The 18423-nt window shown below is 74.7% G+C and carries 16 protein-coding genes; 1 reads left to right on the top strand and 15 read right to left on the bottom strand.

The features are described 5' to 3' along the window. Nucleotides 1-3: 3 nt before the first annotated feature. From ABD335_RS17940 to ABD335_RS17885, 12 genes are all read right to left on the bottom strand, one after another. Nucleotides 4-531, bottom strand: a complete 528-nt coding sequence (locus ABD335_RS17940) for a Pycsar system effector family protein (protein ID WP_344324101.1) — start codon at nt 529-531, stop codon at nt 4-6. Next, a complete protein-coding gene (locus ABD335_RS17935) occupies nt 531-1826 on the bottom strand; it encodes a hypothetical protein (RefSeq protein WP_344324098.1) in 1296 nt (431 codons plus the stop codon). The genes ABD335_RS17940 and ABD335_RS17935 overlap by 1 nt, the downstream gene beginning before the upstream one ends. Then, entirely contained in the window at nt 1823-4087 is a 2265-nt protein-coding gene (locus ABD335_RS17930; protein WP_344324095.1) for a hypothetical protein, read from the bottom strand. Before ABD335_RS17930 ends, ABD335_RS17935 begins: the two co-directional genes overlap by 4 nt. Then, nucleotides 4080-4943: a nucleotidyl cyclase domain-containing protein gene (locus tag ABD335_RS17925; RefSeq protein WP_344324093.1), complete on the bottom strand. Its 864-nt coding sequence runs from the start codon at nt 4941-4943 to the stop codon at nt 4080-4082. The genes ABD335_RS17930 and ABD335_RS17925 overlap by 8 nt, the downstream gene beginning before the upstream one ends. 68 nt (nt 4944-5011) lie before the next feature. Then, nucleotides 5012-5755 (bottom strand): Crp/Fnr family transcriptional regulator, encoded by a 744-nt coding sequence (locus ABD335_RS17920; protein ID WP_344324091.1) that lies wholly within the window; start codon nt 5753-5755, stop codon nt 5012-5014. A 391-nt stretch (nt 5756-6146) separates the two neighbouring features. Beyond that, nucleotides 6147-8735: a polynucleotide kinase-phosphatase gene (locus tag ABD335_RS17915; RefSeq protein WP_344324089.1), complete on the bottom strand. Its 2589-nt coding sequence runs from the start codon at nt 8733-8735 to the stop codon at nt 6147-6149. After that, nucleotides 8732-10255: a 3' terminal RNA ribose 2'-O-methyltransferase Hen1 gene (locus ABD335_RS17910; RefSeq protein WP_344324086.1), complete on the bottom strand. Its 1524-nt coding sequence runs from the start codon at nt 10253-10255 to the stop codon at nt 8732-8734. Before ABD335_RS17910 ends, ABD335_RS17915 begins: the two co-directional genes overlap by 4 nt. A 42-nt stretch (nt 10256-10297) precedes the next feature. Further along, the gene (gene mmuM / locus ABD335_RS17905) at nt 10298-11221 is read right to left on the bottom strand and encodes a homocysteine S-methyltransferase (protein WP_344324084.1); all 924 of its coding nucleotides are present in this window, start codon (nt 11219-11221) and stop codon (nt 10298-10300) included. Between the two features lie 17 nt (nt 11222-11238). Next, nucleotides 11239-12162, bottom strand: coding sequence for an LLM class F420-dependent oxidoreductase (locus ABD335_RS17900; protein ID WP_344324082.1), 924 nt, complete (start codon nt 12160-12162; stop codon nt 11239-11241). An 18-nt stretch (nt 12163-12180) separates the two neighbouring features. Further along, a complete protein-coding gene (locus tag ABD335_RS17895; protein ID WP_344324080.1) occupies nt 12181-12747 on the bottom strand; it encodes a DUF6099 family protein in 567 nt (188 codons plus the stop codon). A 105-nt stretch (nt 12748-12852) separates the two neighbouring features. Beyond that, entirely contained in the window at nt 12853-13236 is a 384-nt protein-coding gene (locus ABD335_RS17890; RefSeq protein ID WP_344324715.1) for a nucleotide pyrophosphohydrolase, read from the bottom strand. Nucleotides 13237-13370: 134 nt separating this feature from the next. Beyond that, the gene (locus ABD335_RS17885; RefSeq protein WP_344324078.1) at nt 13371-14579 is read right to left on the bottom strand and encodes an AAA family ATPase; all 1209 of its coding nucleotides are present in this window, start codon (nt 14577-14579) and stop codon (nt 13371-13373) included. A 234-nt stretch (nt 14580-14813) separates the two neighbouring features. Between ABD335_RS17885 and ABD335_RS17880 the strand changes: the two genes are divergently transcribed. Next, the gene (locus ABD335_RS17880; protein WP_344324076.1) at nt 14814-15848 is read left to right on the top strand and encodes a sodium:calcium antiporter; all 1035 of its coding nucleotides are present in this window, start codon (nt 14814-14816) and stop codon (nt 15846-15848) included. Nucleotides 15849-16351: 503 nt separating this feature from the next. On the opposite strand, the gene ABD335_RS17875 is transcribed toward ABD335_RS17880, so the two are convergent. The 3 genes from ABD335_RS17875 to ABD335_RS17865 all read right to left on the bottom strand — a co-directional run bounded on the left by ABD335_RS17875 (nt 16352) and on the right by ABD335_RS17865 (nt 18214). Continuing rightward, nucleotides 16352-16945, bottom strand: coding sequence for a hypothetical protein (locus ABD335_RS17875; RefSeq protein ID WP_344324074.1), 594 nt, complete (start codon nt 16943-16945; stop codon nt 16352-16354). A gap of 130 nt (nt 16946-17075) precedes the next feature. After that, nucleotides 17076-17372: a hypothetical protein gene (locus ABD335_RS17870; protein WP_344324072.1), complete on the bottom strand. Its 297-nt coding sequence runs from the start codon at nt 17370-17372 to the stop codon at nt 17076-17078. A 236-nt stretch (nt 17373-17608) separates the two neighbouring features. Then, nucleotides 17609-18214, bottom strand: coding sequence for a DUF4352 domain-containing protein (locus tag ABD335_RS17865; RefSeq protein WP_344324070.1), 606 nt, complete (start codon nt 18212-18214; stop codon nt 17609-17611). Nucleotides 18215-18423: the final 209 nt, after the last annotated feature.

The following is an 18423-nucleotide window of genomic DNA, read 5'->3' as shown; positions in this document are numbered from 1 at the left end:
CGTTCACCACAGATTCCCGGCCAGGGCCACGACGCCCCCGGCCACCAGGCAGCCGACGCCCACGCGCAGCCAGCGGTACTTCGACGCCAGGATGTGTCCCAGTTCGCACGCCTGCCCCGTCGACCAGCGCACGGTGTCCAGCCCCGCGGCCGCGATCCGGGGCAGCAGTTCCTCGACGGTGGCGCCCCGGGCGAGGTCCGGGAAGAGCGCCGCCTCCCCGTCGCCCGCAGCCCGTCCGGTGACGCGGGTGCGCGGCAGGACCACGGCGACGAACATCGCGATGCCGGCCATCCACAGCAGGCCGCCGACGAGGGTGAGCGCCACCCTGGCGGCCGGACGGTCGGCCGGCTCCCCGGTCCGCCCCGAGAACAGCAGGAGGACCGCCAGCGAGCCGGAGAGCAGGATCGACGCCTTGGTGTCGGCCCGGCCTATCTCCTCGCGGACGGAGGCGAGGAGCCGTTCGGCGACGATGTGGGCGCCGTCGCCGGGGGACCCGGCGGAGGGCCGGGGGGCGGGAGCGGCGGAGGCCATCACTCGTCCCCCCAGTCGAGGTTCGCGCTCCAGCGGCGGCGCGCGCCGTCGCGGGTGCGCGCGGCTCCGGGCTCGACGCGGGTGGGTTCGTGGACCCGGCCCGCCTCGCGGTCGCCGTACCCGTCCCCGTCTCCGGGTCCGTCCCCGTGTCCGTCGCGGTCGGCGTACCCGTCCCCGTACCCGTCGCGGTCGGTGTGGGCGCCGCGATCGGCGCGGTCCTCGCCGCGGCCGTCACGGGAGTCACGGGAGTCGCGGGCGTCGGAGGCCCCGTCCCCGTGGTCCCGGGGCTCCGCGGCCGGCTCCCGCCACTCCAACTGCCGCCGTTCCCGGGCGCTCCGCCGCGAGCCGTCCTCCTCCAGACGGCGGTCCGCCTCCTGGAAGATGCCGTCGACGGCGTGGCTCCTGGCCCGTACGGTGGCCGAGCGCAGGAAGTCGATCGCCGCCAGGGTCTGGTCGCTGAGGTCCTGCCGCTCGATGAGCCCTCCGTCCACGAACCGGAAGACCGTCTCGATGGACAGCTCGCGGTCGGCCCGCTGCTCCTTGCGGATCTCCTGGTGGATCCGCCAGGCCTGCTCCTTGTCCCGTCCCATGAACCAGGCGATCCGGAACTCGTCCCCGCTGCTGAGGACCTCCTGGAGTTCCCGGGCCCGCATCCGGTTGATCTCCTGCTCCTGCCTCTCCCGCTCCACCTCCAGGGCATGCCTGCGCCGCTCCACCTCCCTGGTCTGCTCGACGGCCGAGAGCTCCTGCTTGGCCTGGACGCCCCGGTCGCTCAGGTCGATCCGTACGAACACCCGGGTCTCCAGCCCGAACTCGGCCCCCGGGTCGAGGTCGCCGGTCTCCAGCAGTTGGTCCTGCACCGCCCGGTCCGCCTCCTCCGCCTCGTCGATCCGGAACCGCCGGGTGACGCCGCGCAGGGCGTGGAGCAGCACCGGGGAGAAGTGTTCGGCGACGTCCCACACCAGGGAGGTGACGACCAGATGGGGGTCGGCGACCCGCCACCGCACCTCCACCTCGGCGCGGAAGGACTCGGCGCCCCCGGCCGCCGGGAGCTCGGTGCCGAACTTGGTGATGTGCCAGCCCATCCGGACCTCGAAGACCGTGTAGGGCCCCCTGATCAGGGGCTTGTCCACGTCCTCGCGGCGGTCCGGCCAGACCACGCTGTAGCCGCCGTTCTCGTACAGCAGGACCGCGGCCACCTGGCCGCTGGGCCGCTTGTACCGCCCTGTCGGCCGGTACTCGCGCACCAGCGGTCCGGTGGCGTTCTCCCCGGGCCGGGTGCCGTTGCCGTTCATCGTGCCTCCGCTTCTTCCAGTGCCTCGCGCAGCAGTGCCGCCGCCCGACCGTCCAGCGGCTCGTCACCGTCCCGTGCCAGCCGGGCGACCAGCAGCAACAGCCGGTCCCGGTCCCGGGGTTCGCACACCAGCCGCGGCAGGAAGCCGCGTGCCACGTCCAGTTGGCGCTCGTCGCGCGCCGCCCCGCGGAGCCAGACGGCGACCGCCTCCTGGGCCGCCGCGCCCGAGCGGGCGGTGTCCAGCGCGTACCAGACCAGGTCCGCCAGCCACTCCCCGAGCTCCGGGCGGGCCGCGGCCAGCGCGCCGACCAGCGGCCACGAGCCGTACGGCTCCAGGGCGGGGGTGTCCTGCAACCCCCACAGGTGGGAGGTGCGGGTGGACACGGCGCGCAGCACCGCCAGCAGGGCGAGGTTCTGCCTCGCCTGCCGCCGGTCGTTCAGCCAGCGGGCGAGCCGTCTGAGGACGGTCCCCGGCTCCGTCCCGGCCAGCAGACGGGCCACGCTGTAGGACGCGATGTCGGCCATTCCGCCGTCCTCGCGGCAGCCGATCCGGCCCAGCTCGTCGAGGGAGGCGGAGACCGAGCCGGCCGGCAGGCCGTAGCCGTGGGCGAGCGCCGCCGTCTCCAGCGGGTGCCCGTCGTCGCCGCGGGCCCACTCGCGCAGCAGCCCCTTCACCGCCGGCCGCACCGCCGGGTCGCGGGACGCCTCGGCCAGGGCCGTGGCCGCCGCCATGCGCTGGACGGCGCTGTCGGCGCGGCCGAGCGGCAGCAGCAGTTCGGTGAACCCGTACAGGTAGTCCCAGGAGCACAGCACTCCGGCCGCGATCGCCGCCCGCACCCACACCTGCGGGCGGGGGTCGTCGCACAGCGCGCGCAGCCAGCGGACCATCGGACCGCGGACGTTGTGGTGGCCGTTCCACGCCTCGCGCAGCACGGCGGACGTCAGGCGGCGGCCCTCGAACCGCACCACCCGGACCGGGATCGTCGCGTCCCCCAGGTCCTCGACGCCCTCGTCGTGCACCGCCCGCGCCACCGCGGGCCGGTCGGCGGTGCGCGTGCCGAACAGCGGCCTGCCCGGTGAGTGGCGCGGGTCGAGGGTCAGCGCCATCTCCCAGGCCAGCAGTTCGCCGGCCTCGGCCACGATGCTGTAGGCGGAGCCGTTGAAGACGGCCAGGGCGATCCGCAGCGCCGCCGCGCGCAGCGCGGGCATGGCCTCGGGCAGCCGTCCGGGGCGATCGGCCCCGGTGAACCAGTCGCGCGCCTGCCGCGGCGCGAACCACCGGCACTCTTCGAGGAGTTCGTCGTCGGACAGCTCGCCCAGGCTGTGCCGCGCCAGGTGGGCCGCGAGCCGCGCCGCCTCGCCCGGCCGCAGCTCGTCCAGGCCGAGGGCCTCCTTGACGTCCGCGCGGTCGGCGTTCGCCCGGGCCAGGCGCAGCGTCTCCGCGGGGGCGTCGGCCAGCAGGATCCGCAGGTGCCGGTCCAGCACCTCGGCGGCGGGCGGAGGCGCGCACACCACGCCGTAGCGGCCGCGCGGCAGGTGTTCGGCGAGGTCCCCTCCGTCGACGAGCAGGACGCCGTAGGAGTCCCGCTCGGCGAAGAGCGCGCTGAGCCGGTCCAGGTGGAGTTCCGTGGGGTACCCCGGCGCCCGCGCCTCCCGGCCGTCGTGGTGCTCGTGTCCGGCCGGCAGGCCCGACAGGTCCTCGGCGGGCAGTTCCAGGAGGTAGCCGTGGTCCTTCTCCAGCTTCTCCCCGTCGACGGTGCCGAGCGCCGTCGCGGGGTCGAGCCGGGAGACGCGTCCGCCGGTCAGTTCCGTCAGCAGCGCGAGGGCGGTCGAGGTGCGCCCCGTCCCGTGCTCGCCGCAGAGCGCGAGCAGCCGGGTGCGGCGGAGCCGCTCCTTCATGTCGCGGTAGCCGGGGACCTGGTGGTAGACCCGGTCGAGGTGCTCCAGCTCCTCCCGGGGCACCGGTCCGGCGACGAGCACCTCGTCGGTGCCGAGGAGGAACTGGCTCTGGATGAAGGCGTTGTTCTCGTAGATCCGGTTGTCGCCGGCGATGTGGAAGTTGGTGCGGGCCTCGCGGGCGGTGCGGGAGCCGCCGGCCGCGCCGGCCCCGCCGAGGGGGCTGCTCCGGGGCGTGCTCAGCCGCTGCCGCTCCTCGCCCTCGGCGTCCCGGCCCCGGTCCGCGTCCCCGCTCTCCTGCCTCCCGTCCGGCCGCGGTCGGTCCTGCTCGTCCACCGGTTCGGCGCCGGCCTCCTGCTCACTCATCGCCGGAGCCCTCCCCCGTGCCGGCGCGGTACTCCTTGCGGATGCCGGTGAAGCCCCCGTGGACGGTGTTGCCCTCGACGACGAGGTTGTCGCCGCCGATGTGCTCGAAGAGGTACTTCACGTCCGGGGCGTTCCGTTCCGGACGCTCCCCCCGGCCCGCTTCCCGGCTCCTCCCCCGATCCGCCCCCCGGTCCGCCCCCTCGCCCTCCGCCGACGGTCCGCCCCCCGCGCGCCCCCCGGCCTCGCCCGGCCGGCCGCCCGGCGTGTCCGGGGGCAGGGGCGGTACGGACATGCGCGGCACGTGGAACCAGGCGGCCTCGTCCGTCTCCTTGGCCGTCACCCGCGCCCTGCGGTAGTGCTCGGGCTCGATGTACCGGCCGCCCTCCGCCACCACGTCGCGGTAGAAGGAATCGGAGACGACGAGCAGCAGCGGCACCCCCTGGGCGCGCTCCATCGTCCGCTTGGCCACGTCGCTGTCGCACAGCCGGCAGGCGAGGTCCACCGCGCGGCCGACCAGCCCCCTCCCGTCGTGGGAGACCGGTCCCGCGTGCATCGCGACGCGCATCCGCAGCGGCTCGGCCCGCCCCTCGTTGCCCTGGCGCAGGCGCTGGTGGAGTTCGTCCACCCAGAGCCCGGCCATCAGTGACGGCGGGGTCTGCGGGGGGAGCGCGGCGAGCACTCCGTCGCCGCGGTCCTCCAGGTGCAGTCCGCCGCGTACGCCGACCCTCTCGAACGCGCCGTGGACGGCCTCGTACATCGCCTCGCGCATCCGCAGCTTGCCGCGCATGCCCAGCCGTCCGGAACCGCAAACGTCCCCGCTGATCACCAACTGGTGCACGGCCTCCGTGCTGTTCACACCCATCTCCCCCATCTCGCTCCGGCGTGACCAGCATTGCGGTGGCGCGCTCCGGCGGATGTATCCGTTTACACAGTCGGCGGTGATTCGGTCGGTCCTCTCGCCGACCGCTCCCCCGCCCGCTCCCCCGTCGTGCCGCTCTCGGCCAGCAGCCGCAGCAGGCCGAGGTCCACCACCACGAAGCGCCGCGACGCGGTCCGCACGGCTCCCTGGTCGCGCAGGAAGCGCAGCGCCTTGGCGACCGCTTCCCGCGTCGCCCCGACGGCCGCGGCGATGTCGTGCTGGGGCAGCGGCAGGTCCACGGCGATGCCGTCGTCGACCGCGCGCCCCGTGCGCTCCGCCAGTTCCACCAGGCGGGCCGCCAGCCGTTGCAGCACCTTCTCCGACGCCAGTGAGCGCCGTTCGTCGTCGGAGCTGCGCAGCCGCGAGCTGAGCTGGCGCATCAGCAGGACGCCGGCCGCCGGACGGGCCATCACGTACGCGCGGAACCTGTCCGCGGGGATGACCACCACGTTCATCCGCCCGAGCGCGGTGATCGTGGCGCTCCGCGGGCGGTGGTCGATGGCGGCCTGGTCGCCCACGATCTCGCCCGCTCCCCGCAGTGCGAGAATCAGCCTGACGCCCCGTTCGGTCTCCACGGAGACCATGGCCCAGCCGGAGAGGATCGCCACGACGAACGAGGTGGTGTCCGACTCCAGCAGGAGCACGTCCCCCGGTGCGTAGGATTTCGGCCGGCCCAGTGCCGTCAGGGCTTTCCGTTCATGCGGCGGCAAGGCGTCCAGAAAAGGACGCTCGTCTTCGAAAATGCTCATCTTCCCTCCGCCGGTACGGTAGCCGGCCCGGACCTGCCGGGCGGAGCCCTCGTACGCGGCGGAGTCGTTCCCGAGACCGGATTTTCCCCGCGGTCGGCGCGTTTCCGATACCGCGGACACCGTTCCCCGTGAGAACGGGAAACGCGTTCACCCCCATGCTCCCCTCTCGTCGCGGCCCGAGCGCGTCGGCCGCGAGAAAACAACCCCCTCAGCGCGCTGAACACTAGGAAGGCGACGGAGGAGCGTCAACGGCTACCCATGGGTCTTTTCATGTTCGAGTTGACCGTTCGACGCGAATGAATGGAAGCGATCGGAATGACGCGTGAGGCGTTCGGAAACGATTGTTTCCGAACGCCTCACTCCGCTTTTCTCCGGTCGATCCGCCCTCCGTCTACAACCGGGGGTCGACCGGTTCCGACTCCAGGGCCAGGACGGCGAAGACCGCCTCGTGGACGCGCCACAGCGGCTCCCCGTCGGCCAGACGGTCCAGCGCCTCCAGGCCGAGCGCGTACTCGCGCAGGGCGAGCGAGCGCTTGTGGCCCAAGTGGCGCACGCGCAGCCGCCGCAGGTTCTCCTCGCGGAGGTACTCCGGGCCGTAGACGATCCGCAGGTACTCGCGGCCCCGGCACTTCACGCCCGGCTGGACGAGCCGGCCGTCCTCGTCGCGCACCGACGCGCCCAGCGGCTTGACGACCATGCCCTCGCCGCCTGCTTCGGTCAGCCCCAGCCACCAGTCGGTGCCCGCCGCGACGGACGCCTCGTCGCCGGTGTCCACGATCAGGCGGTCGGTGCGCCGCAGCAGACCGGTGGGGTCGGCCGCGACCAGCCGGTCCAACCAGGCGAGTTGGGTGTCGTGCGGCACGGCGGCCAGGCTCCGGCCCCGCACCGCCAGGATCTGGAACGGCGCCAGCTCGACGCCGTCGAGCCCGTCCACCGGACGGCAGTACCGACCGTACGCCTCGGTGAACGCCGCCGCGTCCGCCGCGCGCTCCCGCTGCCGCGCCGGCAGCCCGCCCATCTCCACGCCCCGGGCCGCGGCCGCCTCCACAGCGGCCAGCACACCGGGGAAGACGGCCCCGGCGGCGGCGCCGACCGCGGCGTACTGCCGGCGCAGCAGCCCGGCCGACTTCAGCGACCAGGGCAGCAGTTCGGCGTCGAGCAGCAGCCAGTCGGTGTCCAGCTCCTCCCAGAGCCCGGCGGCGTCGGCGGCGGCGCGGACACGGGCGAGGACCCGCTCGGTGACCGCCGGCTCGGCGAAGAACGGCCGCCCGGTACGGGTGTACAGCGAGCCCGTCTCCCCTCCGGTCACGCCGAAGCGTTCGGCGGCCGCCTCGGCGTCGCGGCAGACCAGGACGACGGCGCGGGAGCCCATGTGCTTCTCCTCGCACACCACCTTCTCCACCCCGGCGGCGCGGTACTCGGCGAACGCCTCGGCCGGGTGCTCCAGGTGGTCCGCCGACCCCGAGGTGGCGCAGGGCGCCATCGTCGGCGGCAGGTAGGGCAGCAGCCGGGGGTCGATCGCGAAGCGGCTCATCACCTCCAGCGCGGCGGCGGCGTTCTCCTCGCGCACGGCGACCCGGCCGGCGTGACGGGTCTCCACCACGCGGCGGCCGTGCACGTCGGCCAGGGCCAGTGGGCGTCCCTCGTGACCGCCCGGCACGTCCGTGGCCGGCGGCCGGACCGGCTCGTACCAGACCCGCTCGGCGGGGGTGTCGACCAGCTCGCGCTCGGGCCAGCGCAGGGCGGTGAGGGCGCCGCCGAAGACGCAGCCGGTGTCCAGGCAGAGGGTGTTGTTCAGCCAGGTGGCGCGCGGGGTGGGGGTGTGGCCGTAGACCACGGCCGCCCGGCCCCGGTAGTCCTCCGCCCACGGGTAGCGCACGGGCAGGCCGAACTCGTCGGTCTCACCGGTGGTGTCGCCGTACAGGGCGTGCGAGCGGACCCGGCCGGAGGTGCGGCCGTGGTACTTCTCGGGCAGCCCGGCGTGGCAGACGACCAGCGCGCCGCCGTCGAGCACGTAGTGGCTGACGAGGGAGTCGACGAACGCGGCCACCCGGGCGGGGAACTCCGGGTCCCTCGCGGCCTCCTCCTCCAACTGCGCGATCGTCTCGGCCAGCCCGTGGGTGTGTTGGACCCTGCGGCCCTTGAGGTACCGGCCGAGCTTGTTCTCGTGGTTGCCCGGGACGCACAGCGCGTGCCCGGAGGAGACCATGCCCATCACCAGCCGCAGCACGCCGGGGCTGTCCGGTCCGCGGTCGACGAGGTCGCCGACGAAGACGGCCGTGCGGCCCTCGGGGTGGGAGGCGTCCACCGCGCGGCCGGCCGCGTCGCGCTCGATGGCGTAGCCGAGCTTCTCCAGCAGGGTCTCCAGCTCGGCGCAGCAGCCGTGGACGTCTCCGACGATGTCGAACGGGCCGGTCAGGTGGCGCAGGTCGTTGTAGCGGCGCTCCAGTTCGATCCGGGCGGCCTCCACCTCCTCGACCCCGCGCAGCACGTGCACCTTGCGGAACCCCTCGCGCTCCAGGGAGCGCAGGGAGCGGCGCATCTCGCGCCGCTGGCGCGGGATGACGTGGGCGGGCATGTCCGCGCGGTCGGGGCGGGTGGCGTTGCGCTCGGCGCAGACGCGCTCGGGCACGTCGAGGACGATCGCCACGGGCAGCACGTCGTGCTCGCGGGCGATCCGCACCAACTGCCGGCGGGCCTCGGTCTGGACGTTGGTCGCGTCGACGACGGTCAGCCGCCCGGCGGCCAGCCGCTTGCCGACGATGTAGTGCAGGACGTCGAAGGCGTCGGGGGTGGCGCTCTGGTCGTTCTCGTCGTCGGCGACCAGGCCGCGGCAGAAGTCGGAGGAGACGACCTGGGTGGGCCCGAAGTGGCGCCGGGCGAAGGTGGACTTGCCCGCTCCGGTGGTGCCGACCAGCACGACGAGGGACAGGTCGGGCACGGCGAGCGTCCTCGTGGGGGCCGTCGTACCGGTCGTCATGCGACCGCCTCCTTCGTGGTCGGCTCCCTCGTGACCGGTTCCGCGGCCCGGCCCGGGGCCTGGACGAGTGTGAACAGGGCGAGCTGGGTCGGCGGGCCGACCTCGGGGTCGTCGTCCCCGACGGGCCGGAACTCCACGGCGTAGCCGTACCGTTCGGCGACGCCGCGCGCCCAGGCGCGGAACTCCTCGCGCGTCCACTCGAAGCGGTGGTCGTGGTGGCGCACGCTCCCCGCGGGCAGCGTCTCCCAGCGCACGTTGTACTCGGCGTTGGGCGTGGTGACGACCACCGTCCTCGGCCGGGCCGCGCCGAAGACGGCGTACTCGGCGGCGGGCAGCCGCGGCGGGTCGACGTGCTCGATCACCTCGCCGAGCACCGCGGCGTCGTAGCCGCTCAGCCGGGGGTCGGTGTACGTCAGGGAGCCCTGGAGGAGGGTGACGCGCGCGGCCTGCCGCTCGGACATCCGCTCCGTGCGCAGCCGCCGTCCGGCCGTGTGGAGGGCCCGCATCGAGACGTCCACGCCCACCACCTCGGTGAACCGGGCGTCCTCGAGCATCGCCTGCACCAACTGGCCCTGTCCGCAGCCCAGGTCGAGCACGCGGGCGGCGCCCGCCTCGCGCAGCGCGGCGAGGATCGCCTCCCGGCGCAGGACGGCCAGCGGGGCGGGGCGCTCCTCGGTGTCGGTGTCGACATCGGTGTCGCCGTCGGCGTCGGCGTCGACGGCGTTGTCCAACTCCTCGACCTCGCTGCCGTCGGCCTCGGCGAGCCGGGCGAGTTCCAGGCGCTCCAGGGCGTCGCGGGTGAGCCGCCGGCGGCGGGTCAGGTAGCGGGTGGTGATCAGCTTCTGCTCGGGGTGGTGCTCCAGCCAGCCCTCTCCGGCGCGCAGCAGCTTGTCCACCTCGTCGGGGGCGACCCAGTAGTGCTTGGCGTCGTCCAGCACCGGCAGCAGGACGTACAGGTGGCGCAGCGCGTCGGCCAGTCTCGTCTCGCCGTCGAGCGTCAGGCGCACGTAGCGGGAGTCGCCCCAGTCGGGGAAGCGCGCGTCCAGCGGCACCGGCTCGGCCGCCACCGTCCAGCCCAGCGGTTCGAAGAGCCGCCGCACCAGCTCGGCACCGCCGCGGGCGGGCAGCGCGGGCACCTCGATCCGCAGCGGCAGCGCCCGGTCGACCAGGTCGGGGCGGGCCCCGCACCGGCCCTTGAGGGCGCTGGAGAACACCGTGCCCAGCGCCACCGCCAGCAGCGAGGAGGCGGCGTAGGGCCGGTCGTTGACATACTGAGCGAGCGCGGAGTCGGGTGCGCCGCCGCGGCCCTTGCCCCGGCCGCGGCGGACCAGCCCGACGGGGTCGACCTCCAGCAGCAGCGCCGCGGTGCAGCGCTCCGGCCCCGCCTCGGGGTAGAAGACGTGCGCGGTGCCGTGGGAGGTGGAGAACTCCTGCGCCCGGTCGGGGTGCTTGTGCAGCAGGTACCCGAGGTCGGTGGCGGGCCGCTCGGCGCTGCCGGTGGTGGTCATCGTCAGGAACACCCGAGCGAGTATGACTTGGGGGGAGCCGCGCGCCCACCGGTTTTACGGTGTCTCCGCCGCTTCCAGCTCCCGGGCCAGCCGCGCGATCTCCTCCGGGCCGACCCGGCAGCAGCCGCCGATCAGGCGGGCGCCGTCCCGCAGCCAGGCCCGCGCGTCGGCCGGGTCGAAGAGCGTCCTCCCCTCCCAGGCGCCGCGCCGGGTGTCCCAGCGTTCGCCGCTGTTGGGGTAGACGACGACGGGCTTGCCGGTGACCCGGGCCGCCGTGCGCACGGCCTCCCCGGCGTCGCGGGGGTCGCAGCAGTTGACGCCGACCGCGATCACCTGGTCGTTCCCGGCGGCGACGGCGAAGGCGTCCTCCAGTGGCTGCCCGGCGCGGGTGCGGCCGGCGGCGACGGTGTACGACAGCCACACCGGCACTCCGCAGCCGGCCGCCGCCCGCAGCAGCGCCTCGGCCTCGTCGGCGTCCGGCACGGTCTCCAGGGCCAGGGCGTCCGGTCCGGCCGCCGCCAGGGCCTCGATCCGGGGGCGGTGGAAGCGTTCCAGTTCGGCCCCGCTCAGCCCGTACCGGCCGCGGTACTCGCCGCCGTCGGCGAGCACCGCCCCGTACGGGCCGACCGAGGCGGCCACCCACACCGGCTCCCCGGGCACGCCGGCCGCCGCCGCGCGGGCCAGGGCCACGCTGCGCCGCAGCAGGGCGTCGGTCTCCTCCCGGCCCAGTCCGCGCCGGGCGAAGCCCCGGTGGGACGCCTGGTAGCTGCCGGTGATGAGCACCCGTGCCCCCGCCCGCAGGTAGGCGGCGTGGGCCGCCTGGACCTGTGCGGGGTCGTCGGCGAGCAGCCGGGCCGACCACAGCTCGTCGGAGAGGTCGCAGCCCTGCTCCTGGAGCTGGTTGGAGAGCCCGCCGTCGAGGACGAGCGGGCCGCGCGCGAGGGCGTCGGCGAGCGGGGGCGGGTGCGGGGTGCCCATGTCGGCCTCGCGGTGCCTCAGGAGAGTCGGCTCTGCACCTGGGAGGAGATCAGCTCCAGGTGGTCGAGGTCGCTCAGGTCCAGGATCTGGAGGTAGATCCGGGAGGAGCCGGTCTCGGCGTACCGGCCGATCTTGTCGACGACCTCGGCCGGGGACCCGGCGAGGCCGTTCTCCTTCAGCTCCTCCACCTCGCGGCCGATGGCCGCGGCGCGGCGCGCCACCTCGGCGTCGTTCCGGCCGACGCAGACCACCAGGGCGTTGGAGTAGACCAGATCGTCGGCCGAGCGTCCGTGCTGCTCGGCGGCCTCCCGCACCCGGTCGAACTGCCGCCGGGTGTCCTCGACGGAGGCGAAGGGGATGTTGAACTCGTCGGCGAAGCGCGCGGCCAGGGCCGGAGTGCGCTTGGCGCCGTGGCCGCCGATGAGCACCGGCACCTTCTCCTGCACGGGCTTGGGCAACGCGGGCGAGTCGGCCAGCCGGTAGTGGGTGCCCTCGTAGCTGAACGTCTTGCCGGGCTCGGTCTCCCACAGCCCGGTGATGATCTCCAGCTGCTCCTCCAGGCGCGCGAACTTCTCCTTGGGGAAGGGGATGCCGTACGCGGTGTGCTCGGCCTCGAACCAGCCCGCGCCCAGCCCCAGCTCGACACGTCCACCGGACATGGCGTCCACCTGCGCCACCTGGACGGCCAGGATGCCCGGCAGCCGGAAGGTGGCCGAGGTCATCAGGGTGCCGAGCCGGATGCGGCTGGTCTCGCGGGCCAGTCCGGCCAGGGTCGTCCAGGCGTCGGTGGGCCCGGGCATCGGGTCGCCGTCGCCCATCCGCAGGTAGTGGTCGGAGCGGAAGAAGGCGTCGAAGCCGAGGTCCTCGGTGGCCTTGGCGACCTTGAGCAGAGTGTCGTAGGAGGCGCCCTGCTGGGGTTCGGTGAAGATACGCAGATCCATGCCCTCTATCCTGCACCGTCACCGTGCCTCCCCCCGCACCTCCTCCCTGGCCGCCGGACGGCCGCCGACCGTGTCCGCGGGGCCGGCCCGGCTCCCGCGCCCGGGCGCGCGGGGCCCCGGAGCGCGGGGGCCGGGGGCGGACGGCGGTCTGTCGGCCAACCGCTTGAGGATCTCCGCCACCCGGTCACCGCACTCGTCGGCGGCGTCGATGCCCTCGATGCACCGCCAGTAGAGCCCTTCCTCCTCCGCCCCGATCGCCACCCTCACCAGCGCGCCCCCGGCCTCGTCCAGCAGCCCGCCCAGATCCTGGAGGGCGGCGAACAGGTCGTGGATCTCCGTCAGCAGGGCGGCGCGCGCCCCGTCGGCCCGCTGCCCCGGACCGCGCAGCGAGCCGCAGGCGCGGCCGCTCGCCTCGCGCAGGCCGCCGGCCTGGACCCGCACCTCCGGCGGGCCGCTCAGGACCAGATGGCTCCCGACCGCCTCCGCGAGGGCCTGCGCCTGCCACGCCTCGGTAACGATGTCAGGGGCTTCCGTACTGTGCGCAAGCGCCTGTCGCGTGTCTTCGATGAGTGGTACCGCATCCACCTTTTCCCTCCGTAACTCCCCACTACCCAGAGTGATACCCATGTCTCCGTCTGGCTAGGGGTTTCGGGAAAACTGTGGAGAAAATCGGCACTGTGGAGAACTTCGTCACTCCGCAGAGTGACGATTGGTCCGTCCGTGCCCGTCCGTGGGACCGTCCGTCTCACCGGCCCCTCCACCCGTTCCGGGCACCGGGAAACGCCGTTCGTTGCGGTCGATCTTCGCGGCCAGCGCCTCCAGCGCGTCGATCCCCAGCACCTCGCAGAACTGCAACAGATAGGCGAGGACGTCGGCGACCTCGTCCTCCACCCGGGCCGCCACGGCCGGGTCGCCCATCACCCGCGCCGACTCCTCCGGCGTCAGCCACTGGAAGATCTCGACCAGCTCCGCGGCCTCCACGCTCAGCGCGGTCGCCAGGTTCTTCGGGGTGTGGTACGGCTCCCAGTGCCGTGCCGCGGCGAACTCGGCCAGCCGGCGCTGGAGTTCGCCCATCCGTCCCTCGGGCCGTCCGCCCTCGCGCGCACCGCCGTCCCCTGACTCGCTCATGCGCCCAGGTCTACCAGGCGCGCGGGCCCGCCGGTCGCACGCCGCCGCCCGCGCGGTGCCGGTCCCGGCCGGCCGGCGCGTCAGGCCCCCGCCGCCGTCCGCGCGCCCGCCGCCGTCCCCCGCCACGTCCCGGCGTCCAGGTCCACCAGCCGCACGCCGGGCACCCGCGCGACGCCGGCGGCGTCGTGGACCGTCCCCAGCAGCCGGATGTGGCCGCGCTCGCACATCCGTGCCGCGAGCCCCACCAGTTCCCGCCGCTGCCGTCCGTCCAGGGCCCGGTCGAGGCCGTCGGCCAGCACCGTCAGCGCCTGGTGCGCCTCGGGCACCTCCCGCACCGGGTCGACCTGGAGCACCCCGGGGCCGGTCAGCAGCACCAGCGCGAGCGCCAGGTAGCGCAACTCCCCGTCCCCGAGCCGCTCCACGGGAGTGGGGTCGGTCCCGTCGCCGTGCTCGACGAGGGCGGCGACCAGACCCGTGCGCTCCCCTTCCGTCCGCGGCTCCGTGAGCAGTTCGGCGACCGGCCCGGCGAGCCCCGCGCGGACCGCCTCCACCAGCACCGCGTACCGGGTGCGGCACTCCCCGCGGGTGCGCAGCAGCACCGCGGCGAGGTTGTCGCAGCCGCCCCGCAGCAGTCCGTCCACGGCGGCCACCGGTTCGCGCATGGTCTCCGGCCGCGGGTCGCAGGCGAAGGACGAGCGCAGCGCCACGACGACCTGTTCGGCCGCCGCCAGCACCCGCCGCTGTTCCTCGGTGGCGCCCGCCACCCGCAGCGGCAGCAGCGTGGTGGCCAGCCGGTCGTCCGGCAGCGCGGCGCGCGCCACCCGGTCCGCGCTCGCGGTGTGCCACTGCGCCAGGACCGCGCGCCGTGCCGGGTCGCGCAGCGCCGTGGACAGCAGCGTCCGGCCGTCCGCGCCGGTCAACCGCTCGCCCGCGACGCGCAGGTACGGCTCGGCCTGGACGGCGAGGTCGAGCCGGACCGGCCCGGCGGCCCCGTCCACCGTGCATCCGATCCGGAAGCCGCGCCTGCCCTGCCCGTCCCGGGGTGCCTCGCGCGGCACGTACGCCGACGGGCCGCCGCGCGCCCCGCCGAAGACCTCGCCCAGGCTCTCGCCGCCGGCGAGCCGCGCCAGCGCCTCGTACGCCTCCAGAACCGTGGACTTGCCGCTCCCGCTGGCCCCGGCGACCAGGGTCAACGGCCCCAGGGGAACGCGCAGTCCGCGGTGTCCGCGGAAGGCGGACAACCGCAACTCCGTGACGGCGGGCCGCCGTCCGGTCCCGTTCTCGACCATGGCCGGACCGTATCGACCAGCCGGCGAGCCGAACCGTTACGGCTGTCCGACGTTCCTACCTTCAGGGGATTTCCGGCCCCGGCGGGTGTGTCCCGGCGTCAACCTCCCGTCCCCGCCGCGCGGTCGGCCGGACGGGACGGCCCGTCCCCGCCCCCCGCCTTGGCGGCCCCGCGACCGGGTATGCGGGTTCCGGCCGCGTGTCGCCGTCGATGTTCTCAGGGGAGGAAGAGCCGGGTGTTCTCGGTACTGACAGGAACGTGGAGTCTGGGATGGAGCGTCGGGGTCTTCGTCCTGGCCGCCGCCGTCACGGTGGTGTGCAGCGTCCGTCTCGCCACGCTGGGGGACGTCCTGGCCGATCGGACGGGGTGGGGGGAGGCGCTGTTCGGCGCCGTGTTCTTCGGTCTGATCACCTCCCTGTCGGGCATCGTGATGACGGCGGTCAGCGCGCTGGCCGACCACCCCTCGCTGGCGTACAGCAACGCGGTGGGCGGTATCGCGGCGCAGACCCTGGCCGTGGTGGTCGCGGACGCTTTCCACCGGCGGGCCAACCTCGAACACGCCGCCGCCTCCGTGTCGAACATGCTGTTCGGCTGTCTCCTCGTCGGGCTGCTGGGGGTGGCGTTGACGGCCTCCTTCAGTCCCGACGTGACGCTGCTGGGCGTGCATCCGGCGTCGGTGGTGATGGTCGCCTTCTACTGGGGCGGCATCCGGCTCATCCGGGACCACGGCGAGCCGATGTGGCGCGCGGTCCGCACCCGGGAGACGCTGCCGGACCTCCCCGACGAAGAGGAGTCCGTCGAGCGCGGCGGCGGCGGACTGTGGGCGGAGTTCCTGGTGATCGCCGCGCTGGTGGCGGCGGGCGGCTGGGCCGTCGCGCGGGCGGCGGAGTTCATCCTGGACGGGACGGGCATGAACGCGGGCTTCGTCGGCGCGATCCTGATGGGCGTCGTCAACGCCCTGCCGGAGACGGTGGCGGCCGTCGCGGCCGTCCGGCGCGGGGCGGTGACGCTGGCGGTCGCGGCCATCATCGGCGGGAACTGCCTGGACGCGCTCAACCTCGTGGTCGGCGACGTGGCCTTCCGCGGGGGTTCCCTCTTCCACGCGGCCGGCTCCGACGAGCTCTTCCTCATCGGCGCGGCCCTGGTGATGACCACCGTGCTCCTGGGTGGTCTGCTCGTCCGGCAGCGGCGGGGCTGGCTGGGGCTGGGGTTCGACGGGGTGCTGCTCGCCGCCGTCTACCTGGGCAGCGCGGCGGTGCTCGCGTTCTAGCGTTCCGAGGAGCGTCGCCGCGAACGGCCCGGCCCGAGGAGGGAGTTCGGCGAGACCTCCGCACCGGCGACGGCCCGGCTCCCCCGCCGTGACGGCCGGTGCGCGGCGACGCGCCGCCCGGCCACCGGAACCCCGTCCGCCGGGGGACTCCGGATCGCCCCGCGGCCCCGTCCTGGCCGCCGGGAGGGGGGCGTGTGGGGTGGCGACCAGGACGGGGGCGGCGGGACGGCGCCGCCGCGTCTCCCACGATGGCGCGCGATGACGCAGCGCGACAAGTGGTGACGCACAGCAACCCGCTTGTTGTACGGATTCGGGGTCCCGCTGTACGCGCCCGTACGACCCCGCCGCCGCGCGGTCCGCTCCCTCGGTGATCGACGACGTCCTCTACGGCGCGGGCCGCGGACCCGCCCCGGTCACCGGGGGCGGGAGGGAGAGTCCGCCGTTCGGCGCGGCCGGGACCGGCCGGGGCGGCACTCGGGTGACCGGGGCGGGAGTCGGTGGGGTCACCGCACGCGGGCGGGTGTGGCGGCGGACGGGACGGGGTCGGGGTACGCGTCGGCGGCTCCGACGGGCCGGACGCTCAGCGCGTAGCTCCCCGTGTGGTCGGCGACGGCGAGGTGGAACGGCAGTCCCTCGGCGAGCAGGTCGGAGGCGGCCCGCTGCCGCTCCTCGTCCCCGCACCACCGCCGCAACTCCGTCGGCACGTCGGCGGACAGCTCCGGCAGGGGGACGAGGGCGCCGGCCGGGACCCAGGTGGACGCCCGGGGATCGGGGTCGAGCCCGTCGGCGATCCGGCGGGCCTGCTCCCGCAGCCAGCGCAGCGCGAGACGGCGGCTGGGCGCCTCGTGGCTGCCGAGCTGCACGGCGACCCTGCCGCCGTGCACCGTCCCCACGGCGACGGCCTCGGCCCGGTAGGAGCGGACCCGCTCGCCGCCCGCGCTCCCGGAGCCCTCCCGACCCGAGCGGCCCGAGCGGCCCGCCGTCCGCGCGGGATCGAGCGCGACCAGGCGCGCGCCGAGCCACGAGAAGTCCCGCGCGGGAGGTGCGGGACGGACGGGACGGGACGGGCGGGGAGAGGAGGCGAGAGCGTTCGTCACGTCCTCCACCGTGACCGCCGCCACCGAGGGGCGGCAAGTGGTCACACCCGGTCACCGCGCCGCTGTGCGCGTCGGCGGCGGCGTTGTACGGGCTGTGTGCCGTGCCGGCGGGGCGGGGCCGTCGCGGCGGTCACCGCTCGTCCGCTCGCCAGTCCTCGGGGACGGTCGGCGGCCACCGCCGAGGGCACGCCACCACCGTGACCGTGGCGTGCGCCCGTCCGTCGCCGCTCGCGCGCGGGAACGGGGTCGGGACGGACGGGGTGGGGGCCGGGGTCGCCCTCCCCTCGCACAGCGCCGCCACCTCCGGGTCCACGGGGCCGGGTTCGACGGTGGGCGTCGGCTTCGGCGGGAGAACGTACCGGGCGTTGTGGTGGAGGACCTCCGCGGCCGCGTATCCGGCGCCGCCCACCACGAACGCGTCCGTCACCGCGACCGCCCTCGCCCGCCGCCCCACTCCGCGCCTCCCCCGGCCGCCGTCGCGTCCCGGGCACGGTACAAGTCCCGCTGTACGGCGCCCTGTCGGGGCGCGTCGCCGGGCGCGGCCCGCGACGCGGTCCCCCTCCGGCCGCTCCCGAACGGCGGGAGCGGCGCAGTGCCCGGTGGAGGATTCGAACCCCCTGAGCCCCCGAGAGCACTCGGGCCGGGCCGTAACCGGTTCGGCTACTACTCGACGTCCGCCTTGATCGTGTCCCCGAGGAGACCGTTCATGAAGGTGACCGACTTCGGCTCGATGGTCCCCTTGACGGTGACGGCCCCGGTGACCTTCTCGCCCTTGGCGAGCTCGACCGTGTCGATCTGCCGCTCGTCCACGGCGAGTTCGACGTCGTACTTCGCGCCGTCCGCGCCCGTGACCTCGAAGTACAGCGGGTTGACGTCGACCTTCTCCGTGTCGTTGTTGACGACCGTGACCAGGATGGAGGTGTAGTCCTCGCCGTCGGCGAGGATGGTCGGCCGGAGGTCCGTCTTCTCCGCCGTGATCGCGATCGGAGACTCCTCGGCGGCCTCCTCCTTCGGCGCCTCCTCCTTCTCTCCCCCCTTCTCGCCGCCGGAGTCCTTCGGCGCCGACGACGCGGCCGGCTTCTTCTCCGCGCTCTCGTCGCCGCCCCCGCCGAGAGCGGCGGCGATGACGCCGATCACGATGAAGAAGGCGATGACGCCGAGGCATCCGAATCCGATGATCTTGCCCGCGTTGGACTTCTTCTGCGGCGGCATCGGCTGCTGCGGCCGGCCGGGACCCCACTGCTGGGGACCGGAGTTGTACTGGGCCATGAGACCCCCCTCTTTCCTCCACCTGTCTCCGAACGTCGGAGGCATGGCGCCCGGTCGGGGACTCGAACCCCGCCATGCCCCCACCGGGCCGAGCCGAACGGTGAACATCTGACGTGTGCTCACCCAACGCCCACTCTATCGGACAACTGAGTTCACAAGCAGGCCATGGATTGATATCACATCTCAAGCCGAAGCGCACACGACCGTCC

The organism is Streptomyces macrosporus (assembly GCF_039533145.1).
GTDB lineage: Bacteria > Actinomycetota > Actinomycetes > Streptomycetales > Streptomycetaceae > Streptomyces > Streptomyces macrosporus.
This window is presented reverse-complemented; position numbering and strand designations above follow the sequence as displayed.